A 20,633-nucleotide genomic window follows, 5' to 3' on the forward strand; every position below is an offset into this window, starting at 1 on the left:
AACCCGCGCCGGTCAACGGCTATTCCGGGACGTGCGCCGGGCGCAACCTCGTGAACTCCTTCCGCAGCTCCGGCACCACCTCCGCGCCCAGCAGGTCGATCTGGTCCAGCGCCGCCGCGTGCGGCAGGCCCATGCCGTCGACGTTGAACAGCTGCCGCTGGTAGTCGCCGAAGTCCTCGCGGAACCGCATCGTGCGGTCGATGACCTGCTGCGGGCTGCCTACCGCCAACGGCGTCTGCGCCATCGTCTCCTCGAGCGACGGCCCGTGGCCGTAGATCGGCGAGTGGTCGAAGTACGGCCGGAACTCGGCGATCGCGTCCTGGGAGCGGCGCCGCATGAACACCTGGCCGCCGAGGCCGACGATCGCCGTGTCGGCCGGGCCGTGGCCGTGGTGCTCGAAGCGCTCGCGGTAGAGCGAGATCATCCGCCGGGTGTGCTCGACCGGCCAGAAGATGTTGTTGTGGAAGAACCCGTCGCCGTAGAACGCCGCCTGCTCGGCGATCTGCGGACTGCGGATCGAGCCGTGCCAGACGAACGGCGGCACACCGTTCAGGGGCCGCGGTGTCGACGTGAAGCCCTGCAGCGGCGTGCGGAACTTGCCCGACCAGTCGACGACGTCTTCGCGCCACAACCGCCTCAGCAGCGCGTAGTTCTCCACCGCCAGCGCGATCCCGTCGCGGATGTCCTTGCCGAACCACGGGTACACCGGCCCGGTGTTGCCGCGGCCGAGCATCAGGTCGACGCGGCCGTCGGCGAGGTGCTGCAGCATCGCGTAGTCCTCGGCGATCTTCACCGGGTCGTTCGTGGTGATCAGCGTCGTCGACGTCGACAGCGTGATCCGGCTGGTGCGCGCCGCGATGAAACCCAGCAGCGTGGTCGGCGACGACGGCACGAACGGCGGGTTGTGGTGCTCCCCCGTCGCGTAGACGTCGAGGCCGGCTTCCTCGGCGCGGACGGCCGTCTCGACCATCCGCTTGATCCGCTCGTGCTCGGTGGGCGCCTGTCCCGTCACGGGGTCGGGGGCGATGTCCCCGACCCCGAAGATCCCGAACTGCATCACAGCCCCTTGAAGGCGTCGTGGTGCTCGGCGAGCCAGGTGGCGAAGTCCTGCAGCCGCGGGTTGAGCCGCCGCACCGCCTCCGGGTCGCGTGCGCCGGCGAACACGCTCTCGTGCTCGGCGTAGTAGAAGAACATGTTCGCGAGGTCGTCGGCGCCGGGCGCCCCGGACGAACGCACGTCCTCGACCCCCGCCGGCCGGTAGACGACCTCCGTGCCGAGCTCCTTCGAGAACGCTGCCGCATACTCCTCGCCGGTCAGGTTCTCGCCGGAGATGCTGACCGTCTCCCCCGCCAGCTCGGGACCGCGGAGGAAACGCCGAACGCGGTCCGCCCGATGTCCTCGGCGGCGATGCCTGGGAGCCGCCGGTCGCCCATCGGCAGGTGCAGCGCCACCACCCCGTCGTCGTCGCGGACCGGGCGGAAGAAGTCCACGAACGCCTCGAAGTAGAAGGTCGTGGACAGAAACGTCGTGGGCACGCCGGCCTCGACGAAGAACGCCTCGGCCTCGGCCTTGCCGTCGAAGTGCGGGACCTTGTACCGCTCGTGCAGCGTCGGCACGCTGTTGTCGCGCAGGTGCAGGCGCGTGTCCGGCAGGGTCGACCAGATCACGTGCCGCAGCCCGGTGGCCTTGGCCGCCGCGGCCATCGCGCGGGCCTGCTGGTGCTCCCGCTCCACGGAGTTGTACTCCCAGAACGCGGTGACGAGGTAGGCGCCGTACGCGCCCTCGAACGCCTTCGTCAGGCTTGCTTCGTCGTCGAGATCGGCGGACACGACCTCGGCGCCGCGTGCGGCCAGCGCCCGCGCGGCCGCGGAGTCCGGGTTCCGCGTGAGCGCACGCAGCGTGAACCGCTGCTCCGGGTCGTCGAGGATCGCGCGGGCGAGCCCGCCGCCCTGCTGGCCGGTGGCGCCGACCACGGCGATGGTTTTCCTGTCGGTCATCTGAACCTCCTGGGGTCCGGCCGGGTGGTCCGGCCACCAGCCCAGGAAACCGCCGCGGTGTCAGCGTCTTGTGCACGGCGGATGCACGCGGCGTGCACACGGTTTACAAGACCGCTCCGGATTCCTAGGATTCGCCGGTCGGGCCGCAGAACGGGAGGTTTCGCGTATGGCGCGCGCCGGTCGGCGGCGGGACGAGGAGATCTCGGTCAGCGAGCTGCTCCGGGAGACGGGGGCGACGCCGCGGTCACTCGGCGAGAAGCCGCCGGACGTGCGGACCCGCGAAGACGACACCGGCGAGGGTTACCGCGAACGGCTCGAGCAGCGGGCACGCGAGGCCGCTGCCGGTCAGCAACGGGCCGGCCGGCGGATCCGGTGGATCTCCGCGCTCGGCGGCGCCGTGGTGGTGCTCGGCAGCCTGGTGCTCATCGCGGTGACGTCGGAGGGCTCGCCGGAGCGGCAGGAGGCGACGGCGCCGGGGCTGCTCGCGCCCGCGACGACGACCCCGCGGACCACGACGGCCGCCTCACCGACGCCGAGTCCCACGCCGATTCCCACGCCGAGCCCCACGGTGCTGCGGCAGACCTCGTCGGTGGCCGCACCGAAGTCCGAGCCGCCTCCCGCCGCGACCTGCGCTGTGCGGTTCGTCGTGAAGGACCAGTGGAACGACGGTTTCACCGCGGAAGTCACCATCACCAACAAGGGCAGCGGCACGCTGTCACCGTGGACGCTCGGCTGGACCTTCACCGCCGGTCAGCGCGTCACCCACGGCTGGGACGGCAAGTACAGCCAGCGCGGCGCCCAGGTCACGGTGACCGCCGAATCGTGGAACACGACCCTCGCGCCGGGCGCGAGCGTCACCACCGGGTTCAACGGCGCAATCGACCGCGGCAACCCGGCACCCGGCGGGTTCGCGCTCAACGGCTCCCGCTGCGACGCGGCCTGACGATCTTCACGTCGGACGGCTCCAGCAACCCGTCGAGCTCGACCCGCGCGGTTGTGCGCCGCGGGTCGGGGACCAGGCCTTCGGCGCGGACGACGTCGAGCAGGCGGCTCGCCAGCGGCAGCACCAGGTGCCGGCCCCAGCAGCGCTCGCTGACGTGCCCGAACGGCAGGTAACCCCGGTGGCGGTCGGCGTCGAGCCCCGCCCAGCGCCGGGGCCGGAACTCGTCCGGCGCCTCCCACAGCTCCGGTGAGCGGTGGCTCAGCAGCGGCAGCAGCAGGACGTCGTCGCCTGCCGTGATCCGGGCGTCCACCTCGGTGAACTCCGGCGAGCGGACACGCAGGACGTTCCACGACGGCGGCAGCAGCCGCAGCGCTTCGTTGATGACGTGCTCGTTCGGGACGTCGTCGTCGAACGGCGCGCCCAGCCACACCGCGCTGGTCACCAACGCGGCCACGGTGAAGCAGATCGGCGCGGCGACACGGCGGTAGAGGTACATCCGGAAGCGCCGCTCGGCGAAGTCGTCGGCGGCCAGGACCTGCCGGGCCAGCACGGACAGCGGCGTGTCCTCCCGCGGTGGGCGGACCAGCGCGGCGCCGGCGGCGACGGCCGACCAAGTCAGCTTCGGCGTCAGCTCCAGGCGGCGGTCGACGAGCACGCGGAACCGGCGGGTCTCGGGCCCGAAGACGAACCGGCGCAGGTAGTCGTGCGGCACGGCCGGCCACGCTCCGGTGAGGTCGGGACGGTCCGCGGGCCGCTTCAGCGCCGCCCGCACGTCCGCGCCCAGCGCCTGCATCAGGCTCGCGGACTCGGCGCGGGTGACCTGGCGGCCCAGCACGGGTTTGAACGTGGGCCGCTCCTCGGCGTTGGCCGGGCGGGCGCGGAGCACCGCGTCCATCAGGTCCGGGTCCGCGATCCCGACGGTGTCCGGCTCGAGCCGGAAGAACCCGTCGGTGCGGTGCTCGTGCAGCAGCCGGTCGAGCCGGGGTGCGAAGACGACCTCGCGGCGGGCGGGGGCGATGACCACGTTCGGCACTCCTCGAGGGGAACGGGCCGGTCCCGGTGACCGGGACCGGCCGCGGTGATCAGATCCAGCCGTACCAGGCGTAAGCCTTCAGGCTCTTCTTGGGAAGCGCTTTCTTCACCAGACGGACGAGCTTCACCGGATTCCTCCCTAGTTCGGTTGTCAGGACCGTGATCGACACTAGGCAGCGCTGGATCGGTTGAGCACGAAGCACTACACGTTCGGCCCAGATCTTTCGGCGGGAAAAGGGCACCCGTGAAAAATGCGTGTTAAATCAGCCGAGCACTTCACGCATGAATGTCACAAGCCAAAACTGGGCCGGGCTGCGGGCGTGCGGGTGCCGGGCGTAGACCGACACCTGCGCCGGCTCGACGTCCATCGGCAGCTCGAACAGCCGGACCCGGTGCTCGGCCGCGAAGACCTCCGCCACCAGCCGCGGCACCATCGCCACCAGCTCGCCGTCCTGGACCAGGTACGGCAGGGCCGCGAACCGCGTCACCTCGAGCACCACGCGGTCGAGCAGGCCGTGCGCCTCCAGCGCGCGGCGGGGGCCGTCGTGGCCGGTCGGGCCGAACACCGTCACGTGGCGTTCCGCCGCGAGCGCGTCGAAGCCGACCGAAGAGCCCAGCCGCGGGTGGTCACGGGACACCATGCCCAGGTAGCCCTCCGAGAACAGCGGGATCCGCGCCACGCGCTGGGAGCTGATCAGCGGGGACGCGATGAACGCGTCGATCTCGCCACGGCCGAGCTGGTCGGCGGCGCGGTCGACGTCGAGCGGGCGGACGGTCAGCGTCACCCCCGGCGCCCGCACGGGCAGCGCCGCCATCAGACGCGGCAGCAGCGAGATCTCCCCCAGGTCGGACAGGCAGAGCGTGAACGCCGCCCGGGCGGTCGACGGGTCGAACGACCACGCGCCGCTGACCGCCGTTTCGATCTCCGACAACGCGCTGTGCAGCGGCTCGTAGAGCGCGCGGGCGGTCGTCGTCGGCACCAGGCCGCCGCCGGTGCGGCGGAACAGCTCGTCGGAGAACCGGCGCCGCAGCTTCTGCAGGCTGTAGCTGATCGTCGGCTGCGTGACGTGCAGGGACTCGGCGGTCGCGGTCACGCTGCGGGTCTCGTAGAGCAGCACGAACGTGCGCACCAGGTTCAGGTCGAAGTCCCGCATCATCGATCCCGTCTATGAACCACCGCGACAACATTTATTGGAACACACCCGCAAGCGTCCCTAGGGTCTGGGCCAACCCGCCCGAGGAGGACCCGCGCATGCCCACCGCCCGCCGGCTCGCCCACGAGTTCCTGCACCGCCGTGGCCTGACCACGATCTTCGGCAACCCCGGCTCGAACGAGCTGCCGTTCCTCGCCGGCCTGCCGGAGGACTTCCGCTACGTCCTCGGCCTGCACGAAGGCGCCGTGGTCGGGATGGCCGACGGCTACGCCCAGGCGACCGGCCGCCCGGTGCTGGTCAACCTGCACGCCGCCGCCGGGTCGGGCAACGCGATGGGCGCGCTGACCAACGCCGTCTACTCGCGCTCGCCCCTGGTGCTCACCGCCGGCCAGCAGGTGCGCTCGGCCATCGGGATGGAGGCGATGCTCGCCAACGTCGACGCCACGCAGTTGATGCGGCCCCTCGCCGCCTGGTCCGGCGAGCCGAGCTGCGCCGAAGACGTCCCCCGCTCGCTCGCGCAAGCCGTGTTCGAAGCCGAGCTGCACCGGCGGCCGAGCTACCTGTCGGTGCCCTACGACGACTGGGCCGTGGAGCTGGGCACGAACGCCGCCGTGACGCTCGACCGCAAGGTCCACAAAGGACTCGCACCGAGCGGAGCCCAGCTCGACGACCTCGTCGCGCAGGTCGCCGCCGCGCGCAACCCCGCGCTGGTGCTCGGCGGTGACATCGACGCCACCGGGCTGTTCGACCGCGCCGTCGCCCTGGCCGAGCACCTCGGCCTGCCGACCTGGGTGGCGCCGTCACCGCACCGGCTGCCCTTCCCCAACCGGCACCGGCTCTTCCGCGGGGTGCTGCCCGCCGGCATCGCGCCGATTTCGGCCGCGCTGACCGGGCACGACCTCGTGCTGGTGCTCGGCGCGCCGGTGTTCCGCTACCACCAGCACGTCCCCGGCCGGTTCCTGCCCGAGGGCACGCGGCTGGTGCAGGTGACCGACGACTTCGGCGCGGCGACCCGCGCGCCGATGGGCGAAGCGCTGGTCGCCGACCCGGCGCCGGTGATCGAAGCGTTGCTGGCCAAGGTGCCGGCGCGCGAATCGGGCGGCGATCCCGTCCCCGATCCCGAGCCGAGGGCCGGCACCACGGCGCTGCACCCGGAGCAGGTGTTCGCCGCGCTGCGCGACACCCAGCCCGAGGACACTCGTTATGTCGTCGAGTCGACATCGACGAACTCGGCGTGGTGGCGCCAGATGGACCTGCGCCGCGAAGGCTCGTACTTCTTCCCCGCGGCCGGCGGGCTCGGGTTCGGCCTGCCCGCCGCGGTCGGCGTGGCGCTGGGCAGCCCGGACCGCCCGGTGGTCGGCGTCATCGGCGACGGCTCGGCGAACTACGGCATCACGGCGTTGTGGACGGCGGCGCACTACCGCGTCCCCGTCACGTTCGTGATCCTGCGCAACGGCGTTTACGGCGCGCTGCAGTGGTTCGGCGAATTGCTCGGCACGCCGGACGTGCCGGGCACGGAGATCCCCGGGCTGGACTTCACCGCCATCGCCGCCGGATACGGCGTCCCGGCCACCACCGTCACCGGCCTCGACGACCTGCACACCCAGCTCAAGTCGACGACGGACGGCCCGCGGCTGATCCAGGTCGACACCGAACCGACCACACCGGAGTGATCATGACCTTGCTCGACGACGACTTCCGCCACGGCACCGGCGGCACCCACCGGGTGGTCGAACCGGCGACCGGGGAAACCCTGGGCAGCGTGGGCATCGCGACCCCGGACGACGTTGCCGCGGCAGCGGTCGCGGCGGCGAAGGCCCAGCGCGACTGGGCGCGCCGCAAGCCCGCCGAGCGGGCGGCCGTGCTGCGCCGCGCCGGCGAGCTGTGGGAGAAGCACGCGGCCGAGGTGCAGGACTGGATCGTCCGCGAAGCCGGTTCGACACGGCCGAAGGCCGGGATCGAGACGGAGATGGCGGCCGGGATCTGCTTCGAGGCCGCGGCGCTGCCCACCCATCCGCGGGGTGAGGTGCTGAGCACCGGCGAGCCTCGCTGGTCGCTGGCCCGGCGGGTGCCGGCCGGCGTGGTTTCGGTGATCTCGCCGTTCAACTTCCCGCTGATCCTGGCGATCCGCTCGGTCGCGCCCGCGCTCGCCCTCGGCAACGCGGTGCTGCTCAAGCCGGACCTGCGCACGGCGGTGTCCGGCGGGGTGAGCATCGTGCGTGTCTTCGAGGAGGCCGGCCTGCCGGAGGGCCTGCTGCAGCTGCTGCCCGGGGACGCCGCTGTCGGCGCCGCGGTGGTCGAAGCGCCCGAGGTCTCGGTGGTGTCGTTCACCGGCTCGACGGCGGCCGGGCGGAAGGTCGGCGAAGCCGCCGCGCGGGCGCTGAAGCGGGTGCACCTGGAACTGGGCGGGAACAACGCGCTCGTGGTGCTGCCGGGCGCCGACGTCGCCAAGGCCGCCTCCGCCGGCGCGTTCGGCTCGTTCCTGCACCAGGGCCAGATCTGCATGACCACCGGCCGCCACCTGGTCCACGAGTCCCAAGTGGACGAATACGTCGAAGCGCTGGCGGAGAAGGCGCGGCGGCTGCCCGTCGGGAACCCCGCCACCGGCGACGTCGCGCTCGGCCCGATCATCGACGACCGGCAGCTCACGCACGTCACCGACGTTGTCGACCGGAGTGTCGCGGCGGGTGCCCGGGTGCTGGCCGGTGGCAAGCCGGACGCGCCGTTCTACCCGCCGACCGTCCTCTTCGGACTTTCCGACGACACGCCCGCGTGGCGTGAGGAGATCTTCGGCCCGGTCGCGCCGGTGCGGGCCTACCGCGACCTCGACGAGGCGGCGCGGCTGGTGAACGACTCCGAGTACGGCCTGTCGGTCGGCATCCTCGGCGACGTCGGCACCGCGATGACGCTGGCCGACGAGGTCCGCTCGGGCAAGGTGCACATCAACGAGCAGACCGTCGGTGACGAGCCGACCGCCCCCTTCGGCGGGGTCGGCGACTCCGGCAACGGCTCCCGCTTCGGCGGGGCGCAGGCCAACATCGAGGCCTTCACCGAAACGCAGTGGCTGACCGTCCGCGCGGACATCGCGGGTTACCCCTTCTGATCTCGCCAAGGAGAACGACGATGACGACGTCTCCCCGTCCCGTGTGGACGGCGGTCCTGTGCTGGCTGACCGTCCTGCTCGAGGGGTACGACCTGGTCGCGCTCGGCGCGACCATCCCGACCCTGCTGAAGAGCGGCTACCTCGGCTTCACCGCGGCCGGCGCGACCGCGGTCGCCACCGTGTCGCTGATCGGCGTGGCCGTCGGCGCGGCCGGGCTCGGCCCGCTCACCGACCGGTTCGGCCGCCGCGGCATGCTGATCGGCTCGGTCCTGCTGTTCTCGCTGTTCACCCTGCTGACACCGCTGGCGCCGAACGTCGCGACGTTCGGGGTGTTCCGGTTCGTCGCCGGCCTCGGTCTCGGCGCGTGCATGCCGGTGGCGCTCACGGTGATGTCGGAGAACCTGCCCGCGCGGCGGCGTGCCAGCGCGAGCACGTTCACCATGACCGGCTACCACGTCGGCGCGGTGCTGACGTCGATCCTCGCGCTGTACGCGAAGGAAGACTGGCACCTGCTGTTCTACGGCGGCGGGATCGTCGGGCTGCTGGCCGTGCCGCTGATGTGGTGGAAGCTGCCGGAATCCGCGGCCTACCTGGCGGCCAAGGAGCAGCCGGACGCCGAGCGGGTCGGGCTTCGCGACCTGCTGGGCGCCCGGTTCCGGCGGATCAGCATCGCGGTGTGGACCGGCTCGTTCATGGGGCTGCTGCTGGTCTACGGGCTCAACACCTGGCTGCCGCAGCTGATGCGCACCGCCGGTTACCCGATCTCGACGTCGATCACGCTGCTGCTGGTGCTCAACATCGGCGCGGTGCTCGGGCTGCTGCTGGCCGGCACGATCGCCGACCGGTTCGGCATCCGCCCGATCGCCCGGATCTGGTTCGGCGCCGGCGCCGTGCTGCTGGCGGTGCTGAGCCTGCGCATCGGGAACGCGTTCCTGCTCAACACGGTCGTGCTGCTGACCGGGGTGTTCGTGTTCTCCGCGCAGGTGCTGATCTACGGGTACGTCGCCCAGGTGTTCCCGTCGCGGATGCGCGGTACTGCGCTCGGGCTGACGTCGGCGGTCGGCCGGCTCGGCTCGATCCTCGGGCCGTTCGTGACCGGCGCGCTGGTGACCGCCGGGGTGGCCTATCCGTGGGGTTTCTACTTCTTCGCTGTGGTGGCCGCGCTCGGCCTGGGTGCGGTGCTGGCGCTGCGCGGCGACGCGCGCAGGGAAGAGCCGGTGGCGCTGCGCAGTTGACGCTGCCCTCCTCCGGGTAGCCGAGCTACCCGGAGGTGGAGGCGGCAGGAAGTTCCGCGGCTAGGCCGTTTCCTCGGGCCGGCGCCGCATGGTGGGCTCCGGGTCCTCGGTCCGGCGGTCGGAGTCCCGCAACACTTCTCGGGCCTGGCCTTCCGGGTCGTCACTCTCGACGGCCTGCTCCTCGGGCAGCAGTTCGGCCCGCGTCTCGGAGCGCTCGGGGATCTTGTTGTGCTCTTGGTCCATGCCCGGCTGGTACCCGCCGGGGCGCGGTCTCAGACACCCGGGCTCCGCTCACTCAGTCCCGGGACCGCCGGTTTCCCGCCGCATCCCGGCGGAGCTGGTCGGTCTGCTCCGAGATCTCGCCGAGCTCGTGGGCCAGGCCGGCGTGCTCGGCGGCCAGGTGGGGACGGGCCTCGGCCAGCGGGGGCAGCAAGGTTGCCGGGTCGTCGTCGCCGAGGGCCGCACCGAGGCGGTCCGCGGTCTCCTGGGCCGCGGGGCCCAGGCCGTGGAGCGCGCTCACCCGGCCGGCGAGCTGCCGCAGGATGGCGGAGTTGCGGCGGGCCCAGTCGGCGACGGCGCGGTCGCCCGCGCGCCGGTCGCGTTCCGCGTCGACCCGCGCTTCGCCGGTCCGCTCCCCCGTGTTCGACGGCTGCAGCCGCAGATAGCGCCGTTCCGCGGCCTGCCGGCTCGCGACGCCCAGCGCCGGCGCCAGTGTCACCCAGCTGGCCCCGGCCGCCCTGGCCGCCGTGATCAGCTCGGGTTCCCAAGCGGCGAGTTCCTCACGCAGCAGGCGCAATCCGGCCAGCGCCGCCAGCAGGCTGTCCTGGTCCGCCGCGCCGCCGCGGGCGGCCGTGACCGCCTCGTGGATCCGGCGCACCGCTCCGGCGGGATCGGGTACATCCATTCCGTCATCCTTCCGACGACCCGTCACTTGTCATCGATCTGATGACATGCTAGAACAGCAGTGCGTGTTGACACCAGTGTTCTTCGAGCCCCAGGAGGTGGATCCCCATGTTGATGCGCACCGACCCGTTCCGCGACCTCGACCGGTTCGCCCAGCAGGTGTTCGGCACCACGACGGCCGGAACCTGGTCGAAGCCGGCCGCGATGCCGATGGACGCCTACCGCGCGGGTGACGAGTTCGTCGTCTGCTTCGACCTGCCCGGGGTCGACCCCGGCGCCGTCGAGCTGGACGTCGAGCGGAACGTCCTCACCGTCAAGGCCGAACGCCGGCCCCTGCCGACCGGTGAAGACGTCCAGATGCAGGTGTCCGAACGGCCGCTCGGCGTGTTCTCCCGCCAGCTGTTCCTCGGGGACACCCTCGACACCGAGCGCATCAGCGCGGACTACGACGCCGGGGTGCTGACGATCCGCATCCCCATCGCCGAGAAGGCGAAGCCGCGCCGCATCGAAATCGCCGGTTCCGGCGAACGCAAGGAGATCAAGGCCTGACCCCGCCGCAGGCGGGGCCGGGCACCGCGCCCGGCCCCGCCTTCACGGCGTCGAAGAGGGGTTTGTGATGACCGAAACAACCACGACGGACGAGCGCGCTCCGGTGACCGCACTGCTGGCGGAGCTCCTCGAGCGGATCGCCGAAGACGTGCCGGGCGCGCTCGGCACGGCGGTGTCCGTGCACCACGACGAAGGTCCGCCGTACCTGGCGGCGGCTTACGGCCTTTCGGCGGATTTCGTCTCGGTCCAGCTGACCGGGCTCGGCGGCCCGGTGCCGGCCGCCGGCCGCACCGGCGAGCCCGTGGTGACCGCCGACGTCTTCGCCGACGAGCGGTGGCCGTGGCTGACGCTGACCGGTCTGATCGAACACCACCCGCTGACGGCGGCGGACTGGACACGCGTGCGCGGTGTCGCGGCCCTGCCCGCCGCGTGGGACGCCGAAGGCACGATGGTGCTGTCGGTGACGCTCGACCGCCCGGCCACCGCCGAGACGCTGGCGGCGCTGCGGCGCCACGAACGGCTGACCGCGCTGGCCATGGTCGTCGCGGAAGCGGCCCGGCCGGACCGGACCACGCAGATGCTCGACCTCCTGCAGTCGCGCGCCGCGCTGGAAGAGGCCAAGGGCATCGTGATCGCCCTGCGCCGCTGCGATCCGGACGAGGCCTGGCAGACGCTGCGGCGGGCCAGCCAGCAGTTCAACGTCAAGGTGCGCGAACTCGCCGTCGCACTGGTCGAACTGCTGTCCGGAGCGCCGGCGCCCCAGCCGGACGGCGAACGCACGATCCGCCCCGGTGCCGCCGCGCGCGCCGCTGCCCACCAAGTGCTGCGGGCCTTCGACGGCGAGGTCGGCCTGACGCCGTCGGGCTGACACCTGTAACACCTTCGGCGTCGCGGACGACCTGCGTGCACCGGGATCACCGATCCCGGACGTCCGAAGAGGAGGTCCGATGCCGGACTCCGGCCCCTGGCCCGAGATCCACCGGGAACGTGCAGCACTCGCCGACGATCTCGCGGACCTGTCCGCGACCGCGTGGTCAACACCGTCACTGTGTCGCAAGTGGACGGTCCACGACGTCCTCGGCCACGTCGTCGCGACCGCGAAGCTGACACCGGTGACGTTCTTCACCCGGCTGGCCGGCTCCGGGTTCCGGTTCGCCGCGATGACCGCCGGGAACATCACCCGCGAGACCGCCGGCGGCCCGGAAGCCACGCTCGCGCAGCTGCGGGCCTGCACGAACGCCACCACCGGCCCGCCGGGGCCGGCCGACTCGTGGCTCGGCGAGATCGTCGTGCACGGGACCGACATCCGGTGGCCGCTCGGGCTCGACCGCGCCTTTCCCCTCGCGACGCTGGTCCAGGTGGCCGAGTTCTACCGCCGGTCGAACCTGCTGATCGGCGCGAAGAACCGGATCGCCGGGCTCACCCTGCGGGCGAGCGACACCGAATGGTCGACCGGTGCCGGACCCGAGGTGCGCGGCCCGCTGCTGGCCCTCGTGATGGTGATGACCGGCCGCCAGGCGGCGCTCGAGTGGCTGACCGGCGCCGGGCTCGACCAGTTGTCGGCGCGGTGCCACACCGCCTGAGCTCACGCCGGCTCGACCCGGAAGACCGCGATGCGGTCCGCCGCGGCCGCGACCGCCTCCGGGGTCGGGGCGTCCGCGAGGCCGGTGGTCACGAGCCGTTTCCCCACGCTCGCCGGGCTTTGCGCGACCAGCTTGTGCAGGAGCGGGCGCCGTTCTTCCACCGGCACCTCGGTCAGCCGGGCGGCCGACGTGCGCCGGCCGCGGGTGAGCGTCACCTCGCCCGCGGCCCGCACGTTCGCCACCCAGGCCGCCTTCGGATAGGCCTGGCAGATGTACCGGCCGCCGTTCACGCTGACGACCGCGATCGGGAACGTGCGCGGGACACCGGTGCGCCGCCCGGCGACGGTGAGCAGCTGCATCGGGCCGAAGGCGACCCCGAGCCGCTGCAGTCCCACGACGATCTTGTTCCCGGCGTTGACCATCCGCCGGTAGTTCTGCGCTGTTGTCATGCCTCCACGGTACACGAAGTCATACGAAACTCATATCATCTGCGTTCCGTATTTCAGCTTCGCTCCGGCCCGGGCTGAGGCTCCGGCGGGAGCGGGTCGGGCACGGGCGCGGTGCCCGGTTCCGGGGTCGGCCGCTCCCGGCCCGGGCCGGGCGGCGCCGGGTCCGGCACGACGGGGTCGGGCAGCGCCGGCTCGGGCGGCGCCGGAGGTGCGGTCAGGTGAGCAGGTGCGGTCGGCATCGGATGTCCCTCCGCCACGCTGCGCCGTCCGCTTCTCGGACGACGATCACCTTGAGCTACCACGGCGGAGCGAAACGGAAACCCTCAGGCCGGTACCGACGCCCCCACCCGGCGGCCGAGGAAGGCCAGCATCCGGGTCTGCTCGTCGGCCCCGGCGGGCGGGACGAGCTCCGGGCCGAAGAACCCGGGCCGGCGCACGACGTTCGCCCGCGCCCAGTCGTGGGCCACCGCGACGAGGTCCGGCGCGAGGCGGACGTCCTGGCCGAGGGCCGAGCCGATGTCCCAGCTGTGCGCGACGAGATCGGTGATGAGCAGCGTGACGACGCCTTCGAGCGGGATCTCGCCGAGCCCGGTGAGGGAAATCGTGCGGCGCAACGTCTCGTCGGCCAGCGGCGCCGTCCGCGCGGCCCGCCAGGTCTCGAGGGGATCCGCCCCGGCCAGCACGGCGGGGTGCGGCGATCCCGGCGCGCCCGCGGTCTCGGTGTAGTCCTCGCCGGTCGCCCAGGCCCGCAGCTGGTGCTGGCCCCAGACGACGTGGCCGGCGACGTCGCGCACCGTCCACTCCGCACACGCCGACGGCGTCTCCCACTGGTCGTCGCGCACTGCGGCCAGCACAGCGTCGAACCCGTCTTGGGCGCGTCCGTACAAGTCCATCGTGTCCATTTCGCTCCTTCGTCGAGGTGGTTCTTCCCCTCGAGGACGAACGAGCGCGCGCGGACTCGACACTTGACCCTGACACCGTGTCAGGTCCTATCCCGGACCCATGACGTTCTTCCGCACCGCCACCGAGGTGGCCGCCGACATCCGCCGCGGCACGCTTTCCGCACGTGAACTCACCGAACAGCTCTTCGCCCGCATCGACGCCTCCGAGGTCAACGCGGTCGTCGCGACTCGCCGCGACTTCGCGCTCGAGGCCGCTTCGAAGGCCGACACGACGAGCGGCGGGCCGCTGCACGGCGTCCCGATGACCGTCAAGGACGCCTTCGCCGTCACCGGACTGCCCACGACCTGGGGCGAGCCGGCGTTCGCCGACGCCGTGGCGGACCGGGACGCCGCGGTCGTCGAGCGGCTGCAGGACGCGGGCGCGATCGTCGTGGGCAAGTCGAACGTGCACCACATGCTGGCCGACTTCGGGCAGACCGCCAACCCGGTGTACGGGCGGACGGTGAACCCGTGGGACCACGCGCGGACGCCGGGCGGGTCGAGCGGCGGCGCGGCGGCCGCGCTCGCCGCCGGACTGTCCTTTTTGGAGTACGGGTCCGACCTGGCCGGGTCGATCCGCATTCCGGCCGCGTACTGCGGTGTTTACGGCCTCAAACCCACGCCGGGAACGGTGCCGTTGAGAGGTTTCCAGCCGCCGGGGCCGCCCGCCGAGCTCGTCCGGGAGTTCCCTTCGACGGTCGGGCCGCTCGCGCGGTCGGCCGCCGACCTGCGGCTCGCTTTGCGCGCCACCTGCGACCCGGCGCTCGCGCCGTCGCGCCGGTCACGGCTGGCGGAGTTCCGTGTCGGCGTTGTGCTCGACGACCCGGGCTGCCCGGTGACCGACGAGGTCGGGAAAGTCCTCTCGGACGCCGTCGACGCGTTCGCCCGGGCGGGAGTGCGGATCCGCGAAGGCTGGCCGGACGGCGTCGACCCGGCCGACCAGGCGGAGGCGTTCGGCTTCCAGGTCGAGCTGTTCTTCGCCGCGCAGGAAGGCCGTGAACTCGCGGGGGTGGCCGAGCAGGAGCGGCGCCGGGCGGAGTCGGGAGCGGCCTGGGCCCGCCACTTCCGGGACGTCGACGTCTTCCTCTGTCCCACCGTGTTCACCACGGCGTTCCGGCACGAGGACCGCCACCGCTACGACGACCAGGTGTTCTGGATCGCGCAGGCGTCACTGCCCGGGCTGCCCGCGGTGAGCGCACCGGCCGGCGGCGCGTTGCCGGTCGGGCTGCAGGTGATCGGGCCGGCGCACGAAGACGACACGGCGATCACGTTCGCGGAACTCGCCGCGGACGTCGTCGGCGGATTCACCGCGCCTGGGGAATGATCGGCGGGTGTTCTCGATCGGCGACTTCGCCCGCCACGGCCGGGTGTCGGTCCGGATGCTGCGCCACTACGACGCGATCGGGCTGCTCCGGCCGGCCCGCGTCGACCCCGCGTCCGGCTACCGCAGCTACACGGCGGGCCAGCTGGCGCGGCTCAACCGGATCGTCGCGCTGAAGGACCTCGGGTTCACCCTCGAGCAGGTGGCGACGCTGCTGGCCGACGAGGTCACGGCCGAGCAGGTGCGCGGCATGCTGGCGCTGCGGCGCGCGAAGCTCGAAACCGCGCTGGCCGAGGGTGCGGCCCGGCTCGCGCAGGTCGAGGCCCGGCTGCGGACGATCGAAGACCAGGGCCGGCTCCACGACGTCGTGGTGAAGGAGCTGCCGGCGATGCGGGTGGTCGAGCTGACGGGCGTCGCCGCGGGGTTCGCGCCGGAGGCGATCGGCCCGGTCGTCCGGCCGCTGTGCGCGGAACTGGGCCGCCGGCTGCCGCTCGCCGACGTCACGCCGGCGGGGCGCCTGACGTGTTATTACGAGCAGCGCGCGGAGGACGAAGTCGTGGTGCACGCGGCGATCCCGGCGTCGGTGGGGTCCGGGGACCTCAACGGCCTGGCGGTGGCGGACCTCCCGGCGGCACGCGCGGCGACGCTGGTGCACCACGGCGCCATCGACGGTGTCCTGCCGAGCTGGCAGGCGGTGGTCCGGTGGATCGACGACCAGGGTTTCACCTCGGCGGGTCCGCAGCGGGAGCTGTACCTGGACTGCCCGGAGGATCCGGCGGGGTGGGTGACGGAGCTGCAGGAGCCGCTCGGCTGAGCGTTGCTATCGTTCCGCGATGGACTCGCCCGTGCACGTCCCGGTCATCTGGCGCTCGGCGATCCTTCCGCGTGGGTACGAACCGCGGGGTCCGCTCGTCGAGGTGCACCTCGTCCCGGCCGATCCGGCGACACCTTACGAGGCGCACCAGCTCGAGCAGGTTCGTGACGAGCTGGCCGGGGCCGGGTCGTCGCGGGTCGGATCGTCGCCGGAGATCGCCTGGGCCTTCTCCACCGACGGGCCGGCCGGGGAGTGCGGGCTCGCGGTGCTGCGAGCCGGTCAGCGCACCTGCTGGTTCCCGCTGCCGGACACAACGGCCCTGGCGCGGGAGGTGGCCGTCCGGCTGACCACGCTGCTCGCCATCGGCCTGCCGGCACCCGGCCACTTCGCACCGGGGATCGGGCTGGATCCGATCACCGCGACGACGAAGAGCAGTGAGACCTCCCTGACCAGTCCCGGGCGGATCCGGATCGGTCCCGAGGACGTGTTTTCGCTCGAGGACCTGCACCAGGAAGCAGAGAAGATCGCTGACGAGCTGGTCGCGCGGCTCGTCGCCCCGCTCGAGCCCTGACCTACTCCGCTCGCGGGTGGTGCGCGTGCGCACCCGAGGTGATGCCGCGGTCGACGTGGTCCGCGTGGTGCAGGGCCTGGGCCAGCAGGCCGCGCACGTGGTTGTCGGCCGCGGAGTAGTAGACGAACGTGCCTTCGCGACGGCCCTTCACCAGGCCCGCCAACCGGAGTTTCGCGAGGTGCTGGCTGACCGCGGTCGGGGCCGCGCCGGCCAGTTCGGCCAGGCAGGCGACCGACGACTCGCCCTGCAGCAGCGCCCACAGCACCTTGATCCGGGTCGGGTCGGCCAGCAGCCGGAACGACTCCGCGGCCAGGTGGACCTGCTCTTCGGTGGGCATGTCGAACTCCGGCAGCGACGCGTGCATGCGAGCTACCTTACTACTTGCGTATCTGCGTGTGTGCGCAGATAGAATCGCACCCATGACCGGACACGGACACGGGCACCGGCACTCCCGGTGGCGGCCGCACAGCCACGACAGCGCCGACCGCGTCGACCACGCCCTCGAGACCAGCCGGCGTGGCGTCCGGGCGCTGGTGTGGTCGTTCGCCGCGCTGTTCGCGACCGCCGTCGCGCAGCTGGTGCTCGTGCTGATCACCGGGTCCGTGGCGCTGCTGGGCGACACGATCCACAACTTCGCCGACGCGCTGACCGCCGTCCCGCTCGGCATCGCGTTCCTGCTCGGCCGCCGCGCGGCGACCCGCCGGTACACCTACGGCCTCGGCCGGGCCGAGGACCTGGCGGGGCTGGTCGTCGTGCTGGTGGTCGCCGCTTCGGCGGCGGCCGTCGGCTACGAGTCCGTGCTGCGGCTGCTCGACCCGCGGCCCGTCGGGCACCTGTGGGTGGTCGCCGTGGCCGGGGTGGTCGGCTTCGCGGGCAACGAACTCGTGGCGCGGTACCGGATCAAGGTCGGCCGCGAGATCGGCTCGGCCGCGCTGGTCGCCGACGGACTGCACGCCCGCACGGACGGCTTCACGTCGCTGGCGGTCGTCGTGGGCGCGGCGGGGGTCGCGCTCGGGTTCCCGGCGGCGGACCCGATCGTCGGGCTGGGCATCACGGTCGCGATCCTGTTCGTCCTGCGCGACGCGGCGAAGGAGGTGTTCCGGCGGCTGCTGGACGCCGTCGACCCGGCGTCGGTCGAGCTGGCCGAGCGGACGGCGCGCGAGGTGGACGGCGTGCTGGGCACGCGGGACCTGCGGATGCGGTGGATCGGCCACCACCTGCGGGCCGAACTGGCGGTGACGGTGGCCGCGGACCTGACGGTCGCGGCGGCGCACGCGCTCGCCCACGACGTCGAGCACCGGCTGCTGCACACGATCCCGCGCCTGGCCGCCGTCGTGGTGCACACCGAGCCCGCCGTCGGAGCCGAACGAGTGCACAAAACCCTGGCCCACCACCACTAGCCGGGGCATCATCCGTGATCGGGCGGGCATCACGCGTGATCGGAGGGGCATCACGCGGCTAGGCCGCCGGGGCGAGGGCCTCCTGGCGTGTTGTCGAGCGCCAGACCGCGGCGGCCGTCAGGGCCGTCACCGTGGCCAGGCTGCCGGACACCGCGATCGCCACTTCCGGGCCCACCTGCTCCGCCAGCAGGCCCGCGCCGACGATCGCCACGCCCTGGGAGCTGTAGAGGCACGTGCTGAGCCGGCCCATCACCGTGCCGCGGCGGTCGTCCGGGATCAGGTCGACCACCGCGGCCTGGAGGCGGATCAGGTACACCGTCGACAGGCCGCCCGACACCGCCCAGAACCCGGCCGCCCACCACGGCCCCGGCAGCAGCGGGCCCGCCAGCAGGGGCAGCCCGGCCAGCGCCGCCGGCACCGCGACCGAGCGGGGCGCCGCCCGTGGCCGGGACGCCGTGCGGGCCGCCCACCAGCCGCCGAGCACACTGCCGACCGGGTCCGCCGCCATGAGGATCCCGACGCCGGCCGAGCCGACCCCGGCCGCCGACGCGTAGGGCGCCGCCAGTCCTTCGGGCACCACCAGGAAGCCGATCATCGCCGCGAACGCGTAGACCGCGACCAGCACCGGGCCCGCCTTCGCCGGCGGGCCGGACGCTCGCGTGGCCCGGGCCGCCGGCCGCGGCCGCACGAACACGACGACCACCGCGGCGCTCGCCAGGAACGTCACCGCGTTGCCGAGCAGCGCGACGGCCGGCCCGGTCGCCGTCACCAGCACCCCGCCGAGCCCGAACCCGGCGACCTGCACCGCTTGGGTGGTGATCTGCCGCAGTCCCATGCCCGCCTGGAAGAGCGCCCCGGGCAGGACGTCCGGGAGCAGCGCCAGCTGGGCGGCCTTGAACGGCGCGGCCGCCAGGGTCAGCACCCCGATCAGGGTCCAGAGCAGCCACAACGGCAGCCCGGGCACGGCCATCGCCGCCGCCAGCAGGCCACGCAGGAGGTCGGTCGTCACGATGACCGCGCGCCGCGGGTACCGGTCGGCCAGCCCGGACAGCAGCACCCCGCCGAGCACGGCCGGGACGAACGTCAGCGCGTACGTCAGCGCGGTCAGCGCCGCCGAGCTCGTCCGGTCGAAGACCACCAGCGCCAGCGCCACCCGCGCGATCTGGTCGCCGCACACCGACAGCGCCTCGGCCAGCCAGAGCGCCCGGAACTCCCGGACGCGCAGCACACCGCCGAACCCCGCCATTCGCATCACCCCGCGCCGTGCACGCGCGAGGCGGCCGCGCGGTTTAGCTCCGGCGCAGCCCGAACGCCAGTTTCAGCACCACCAGCAGCACGGTGCCGAGGATCAGCGGTTGCGCGAGGATCAGCTGGACGACCGCCGGCATCACCTTCAGCGTCGGCGCGGGAACGAACAGGCCGCCGATCGCCGTGATGAACGGGAAGCCGGCCAGCATCAGGTTGTCGCGGGACCAGTGCACACCCGAGAGGACGTCGATCGCGCTGGCGAACAGCACACCGAAGAGCACCGTGCCGGCCGCGGCCAGCACCGGCAGCGGGACCGCCTGCAGCAGCCGGTCGAACGGCGCGAGCCCGCCCAGCACCAGCAGGATCACCCCGGTGGCGAGCGTTACGTAGCGCGAACCGACCTTCGTCACGCGCAGCAGGCCGATGTTGTCCGGGTAGGCCAACGTGGACAGCCCGCCGAACACCGCGCCGACCGTGCTGCCGAGCACCTCGCCGAACACCCCCTGGGCCACCCGGTGGCCGGACAGCTCCTGCCCGCCCCAGCCGGCCACGATGTCGTAGGTGGCGATGCTCTCGGCGATCGCGGGCAGCAGCGTGATGAAGAAGATCAGCACCAGGTCGCCGTGCACCTCGAAGCCGAACGGGAAGATCCGCGGCACGGTGAACCCGAGGTGCTCCCCCACCGCGCCGAAGCTCGTCGGGGCGAGGAACGCGTAGACGACCGTGCCGGCGACCACCGCGACCAGGACCGCGCCGCGGCGCAGCAGGGTTCCCTTGGGCAGCAACGTGAGCGCGATGACCAACGCGGCCGCGACCCCGCCGGCGAGCAGGTTCACCCAGGGGAAGCCGGGGCCGCCCGGGGTGCCCAGCCAGTTCGGCAGGGCCGTGCTGGTCAGCTGGGTGGCCAGGATGAGCACGAGCACACCGGAGATGATCGGGTCGCGCACGAACTTCGCCAGGTAGGTGATCGGCCCGAACCGCTTGAGCGGGATCGCGAGCACACACCAGATCAGCCCGGCCACGACCATCGACCCGAACGCCGCGCCGAGCCCGCCGCGGCCGTGCCCGACCGCCAGCAGCGCGGCCAGCGAACCCGCGTACGGCCCTTGGATGATCGGCAACCGCAGCAGCAGCACCGACTGCAGGATCACCACCAGCCCGGACGTCATGAACGTGACGCCGTAGAGGTAAGCGGTGTCCACGGCGGACAGCTTGAAGGCCGTGCCGATCAGCGCGGGGAAGATCAGCAGGCCCGCCATGCCGAGGATGTTCTGGATCCCGAGCCCGACCGCGCTGCCGAGGCGGACCTTGTCGTTGATGCCGACGTCGAAGACGGGGACGGGGTCGGCCGGTGCCGGGACGGTGATGCGCGTGGTCATCGGAACTCCTG

25 protein-coding genes are annotated in these 20,633 nt (G+C 72.7%); 11 read left to right on the plus strand and 14 right to left on the minus strand.

Annotated elements, in window-relative coordinates; translation table 11 throughout:
* Nucleotides 1–19 precede the first annotated feature (19 nt).
* The 3 genes from ACIA5G_RS34260 to ACIA5G_RS34270 form a co-directional block, all read right to left on the minus strand.
* Nucleotides 20–1,057 carry a CE1758 family FMN-dependent luciferase-like monooxygenase gene (locus tag ACIA5G_RS34260; RefSeq protein ID WP_395930804.1) on the minus strand — a complete coding sequence of 346 codons (1,038 nt, stop codon included), beginning with the start codon at nt 1,055–1,057 and terminating at the stop codon, nt 20–22.
* A complete protein-coding gene (locus ACIA5G_RS34265) occupies nt 1,057–1,236 on the minus strand; it encodes a hypothetical protein (RefSeq protein ID WP_395930806.1) in 180 nt (59 codons plus the stop codon). The genes ACIA5G_RS34260 and ACIA5G_RS34265 overlap by 1 nt, the downstream gene beginning before the upstream one ends.
* Nucleotides 1,237–1,313: 77 nt before the next feature.
* Nucleotides 1,314–1,997, minus strand: a complete 684-nt coding sequence (locus ACIA5G_RS34270) for an NmrA family NAD(P)-binding protein (RefSeq protein ID WP_395930808.1) — start codon at nt 1,995–1,997, stop codon at nt 1,314–1,316.
* Nucleotides 1,998–2,163: 166 nt separating this feature from the next.
* On the opposite strand from ACIA5G_RS34270, the gene ACIA5G_RS34275 reads away from it, so the two are divergent.
* Nucleotides 2,164–2,940 carry a cellulose-binding domain-containing protein gene (locus ACIA5G_RS34275; protein WP_395930810.1) on the plus strand — a complete coding sequence of 259 codons (777 nt, stop codon included), beginning with the start codon at nt 2,164–2,166 and terminating at the stop codon, nt 2,938–2,940.
* On the opposite strand, the gene ACIA5G_RS34280 is transcribed toward ACIA5G_RS34275, so the two are convergent.
* Genes ACIA5G_RS34280 through ACIA5G_RS34290 form a run of 3 tightly spaced genes read right to left on the minus strand, consistent with a single transcriptional unit; the run spans nt 2,912 to nt 5,129 of the window.
* Nucleotides 2,912–3,964: a cytochrome P450 gene (locus ACIA5G_RS34280; protein WP_395930812.1), complete on the minus strand. Its 1,053-nt coding sequence runs from the start codon at nt 3,962–3,964 to the stop codon at nt 2,912–2,914. The two genes, ACIA5G_RS34275 and ACIA5G_RS34280, sit on opposite strands and share 29 nt — an antisense overlap.
* 58 nt (nt 3,965–4,022) lie before the next feature.
* On the minus strand, nt 4,023–4,214 hold the full coding sequence (locus tag ACIA5G_RS34285) for a tryptorubin family RiPP precursor (protein WP_395930814.1): 192 nt from the start codon (nt 4,212–4,214) through the stop codon (nt 4,023–4,025).
* Nucleotides 4,215–4,235: 21 nt separating this feature from the next.
* Nucleotides 4,236–5,129, minus strand: coding sequence for a LysR family transcriptional regulator (locus tag ACIA5G_RS34290; protein ID WP_395930816.1), 894 nt, complete (start codon nt 5,127–5,129; stop codon nt 4,236–4,238).
* Between the two features lie 95 nt (nt 5,130–5,224).
* On the opposite strand from ACIA5G_RS34290, the gene mdlC reads away from it, so the two are divergent.
* From mdlC to ACIA5G_RS34305, 3 genes are read left to right on the plus strand one after another with little or no spacing between them, the layout of a single operon-like run.
* Entirely contained in the window at nt 5,225–6,799 is a 1,575-nt protein-coding gene (gene mdlC, locus ACIA5G_RS34295) for a benzoylformate decarboxylase (protein ID WP_395930818.1), read from the plus strand.
* Nucleotides 6,800–6,801: 2 nt separating this feature from the next.
* The gene (locus ACIA5G_RS34300) at nt 6,802–8,229 is read left to right on the plus strand and encodes a benzaldehyde dehydrogenase (protein WP_395930820.1); all 1,428 of its coding nucleotides are present in this window, start codon (nt 6,802–6,804) and stop codon (nt 8,227–8,229) included.
* A gap of 20 nt (nt 8,230–8,249) precedes the next feature.
* Nucleotides 8,250–9,464: an MFS transporter gene (locus ACIA5G_RS34305; protein ID WP_395930822.1), complete on the plus strand. Its 1,215-nt coding sequence runs from the start codon at nt 8,250–8,252 to the stop codon at nt 9,462–9,464.
* Nucleotides 9,465–9,524: 60 nt separating this feature from the next.
* Here the strand turns inward: ACIA5G_RS34305 and ACIA5G_RS34310 are convergent, their stop codons facing one another.
* Together ACIA5G_RS34310 and ACIA5G_RS34315 are read right to left on the minus strand one after the other, a co-directional pair.
* Nucleotides 9,525–9,707 carry a hypothetical protein gene (locus ACIA5G_RS34310; protein WP_395930824.1) on the minus strand — a complete coding sequence of 61 codons (183 nt, stop codon included), beginning with the start codon at nt 9,705–9,707 and terminating at the stop codon, nt 9,525–9,527.
* 52 nt (nt 9,708–9,759) lie between these two features.
* A complete protein-coding gene (locus ACIA5G_RS34315; RefSeq protein WP_395930826.1) occupies nt 9,760–10,368 on the minus strand; it encodes an HSP18 transcriptional regulator in 609 nt (202 codons plus the stop codon).
* Between the two features lie 107 nt (nt 10,369–10,475).
* Between ACIA5G_RS34315 and ACIA5G_RS34320 the strand changes: the two genes are divergently transcribed.
* The 3 genes from ACIA5G_RS34320 to ACIA5G_RS34330 all read left to right on the plus strand — a co-directional run bounded on the left by ACIA5G_RS34320 (nt 10,476) and on the right by ACIA5G_RS34330 (nt 12,499).
* Nucleotides 10,476–10,916, plus strand: a complete 441-nt coding sequence (locus ACIA5G_RS34320; protein ID WP_395930828.1) for an Hsp20/alpha crystallin family protein — start codon at nt 10,476–10,478, stop codon at nt 10,914–10,916.
* 67 nt (nt 10,917–10,983) lie between these two features.
* On the plus strand, nt 10,984–11,784 hold the full coding sequence (locus tag ACIA5G_RS34325; protein ID WP_395930830.1) for an ANTAR domain-containing protein: 801 nt from the start codon (nt 10,984–10,986) through the stop codon (nt 11,782–11,784).
* 79 nt (nt 11,785–11,863) lie between these two features.
* On the plus strand, nt 11,864–12,499 hold the full coding sequence (locus ACIA5G_RS34330) for a maleylpyruvate isomerase family mycothiol-dependent enzyme (RefSeq protein ID WP_395930832.1): 636 nt from the start codon (nt 11,864–11,866) through the stop codon (nt 12,497–12,499).
* Between the two features lie 2 nt (nt 12,500–12,501).
* Here the strand turns inward: ACIA5G_RS34330 and ACIA5G_RS34335 are convergent, their stop codons facing one another.
* The 3 genes from ACIA5G_RS34335 to ACIA5G_RS34345 form a co-directional block, all read right to left on the minus strand.
* On the minus strand, nt 12,502–12,948 hold the full coding sequence (locus ACIA5G_RS34335; protein ID WP_395930834.1) for a nitroreductase family deazaflavin-dependent oxidoreductase: 447 nt from the start codon (nt 12,946–12,948) through the stop codon (nt 12,502–12,504).
* Between the two features lie 53 nt (nt 12,949–13,001).
* Complete coding sequence (locus tag ACIA5G_RS34340) at nt 13,002–13,187, minus strand: hypothetical protein (RefSeq protein WP_395930836.1); 186 nt, start codon at nt 13,185–13,187, stop codon at nt 13,002–13,004.
* Between the two features lie 84 nt (nt 13,188–13,271).
* A complete protein-coding gene (locus ACIA5G_RS34345; protein WP_395930838.1) occupies nt 13,272–13,850 on the minus strand; it encodes a TIGR03086 family metal-binding protein in 579 nt (192 codons plus the stop codon).
* A 100-nt stretch (nt 13,851–13,950) separates the two neighbouring features.
* Here ACIA5G_RS34345 and ACIA5G_RS34350 point away from each other — a divergent pair, with 100 nt between their 5' ends.
* Genes ACIA5G_RS34350 through ACIA5G_RS34360 form a run of 3 tightly spaced genes read left to right on the plus strand, consistent with a single transcriptional unit; the run spans nt 13,951 to nt 16,595 of the window.
* Nucleotides 13,951–15,213, plus strand: coding sequence for an amidase family protein (locus ACIA5G_RS34350; protein WP_395930840.1), 1,263 nt, complete (start codon nt 13,951–13,953; stop codon nt 15,211–15,213).
* A 7-nt stretch (nt 15,214–15,220) separates the two neighbouring features.
* Entirely contained in the window at nt 15,221–16,024 is an 804-nt protein-coding gene (locus ACIA5G_RS34355) for a MerR family transcriptional regulator (RefSeq protein WP_395930842.1), read from the plus strand.
* A 19-nt stretch (nt 16,025–16,043) separates the two neighbouring features.
* A complete protein-coding gene (locus ACIA5G_RS34360) occupies nt 16,044–16,595 on the plus strand; it encodes a hypothetical protein (RefSeq protein ID WP_395930844.1) in 552 nt (183 codons plus the stop codon).
* 1 nt (nt 16,596) lies between these two features.
* Here ACIA5G_RS34360 and ACIA5G_RS34365 read toward each other — a convergent pair whose 3' ends face one another.
* Nucleotides 16,597–16,959, minus strand: a complete 363-nt coding sequence (locus tag ACIA5G_RS34365; RefSeq protein ID WP_395930846.1) for an ArsR/SmtB family transcription factor — start codon at nt 16,957–16,959, stop codon at nt 16,597–16,599.
* Nucleotides 16,960–17,014: 55 nt separating this feature from the next.
* Between ACIA5G_RS34365 and ACIA5G_RS34370 the strand changes: the two genes are divergently transcribed.
* The gene (locus ACIA5G_RS34370) at nt 17,015–17,995 is read left to right on the plus strand and encodes a cation diffusion facilitator family transporter (protein WP_395930848.1); all 981 of its coding nucleotides are present in this window, start codon (nt 17,015–17,017) and stop codon (nt 17,993–17,995) included.
* A gap of 58 nt (nt 17,996–18,053) precedes the next feature.
* Here the strand turns inward: ACIA5G_RS34370 and ACIA5G_RS34375 are convergent, their stop codons facing one another.
* Complete coding sequence (locus ACIA5G_RS34375) at nt 18,054–19,241, minus strand: MFS transporter (protein ID WP_395930850.1); 1,188 nt, start codon at nt 19,239–19,241, stop codon at nt 18,054–18,056.
* A gap of 43 nt (nt 19,242–19,284) precedes the next feature.
* Nucleotides 19,285–20,622, minus strand: a complete 1,338-nt coding sequence (locus tag ACIA5G_RS34380) for a uracil-xanthine permease family protein (RefSeq protein ID WP_395930852.1) — start codon at nt 20,620–20,622, stop codon at nt 19,285–19,287.
* Nucleotides 20,623–20,633: the final 11 nt, after the last annotated feature.

Source organism: Amycolatopsis sp. NPDC051758 (genome assembly GCF_044453095.1).
Taxonomy (GTDB): Bacteria; Actinomycetota; Actinomycetes; order Mycobacteriales; family Pseudonocardiaceae; genus Amycolatopsis.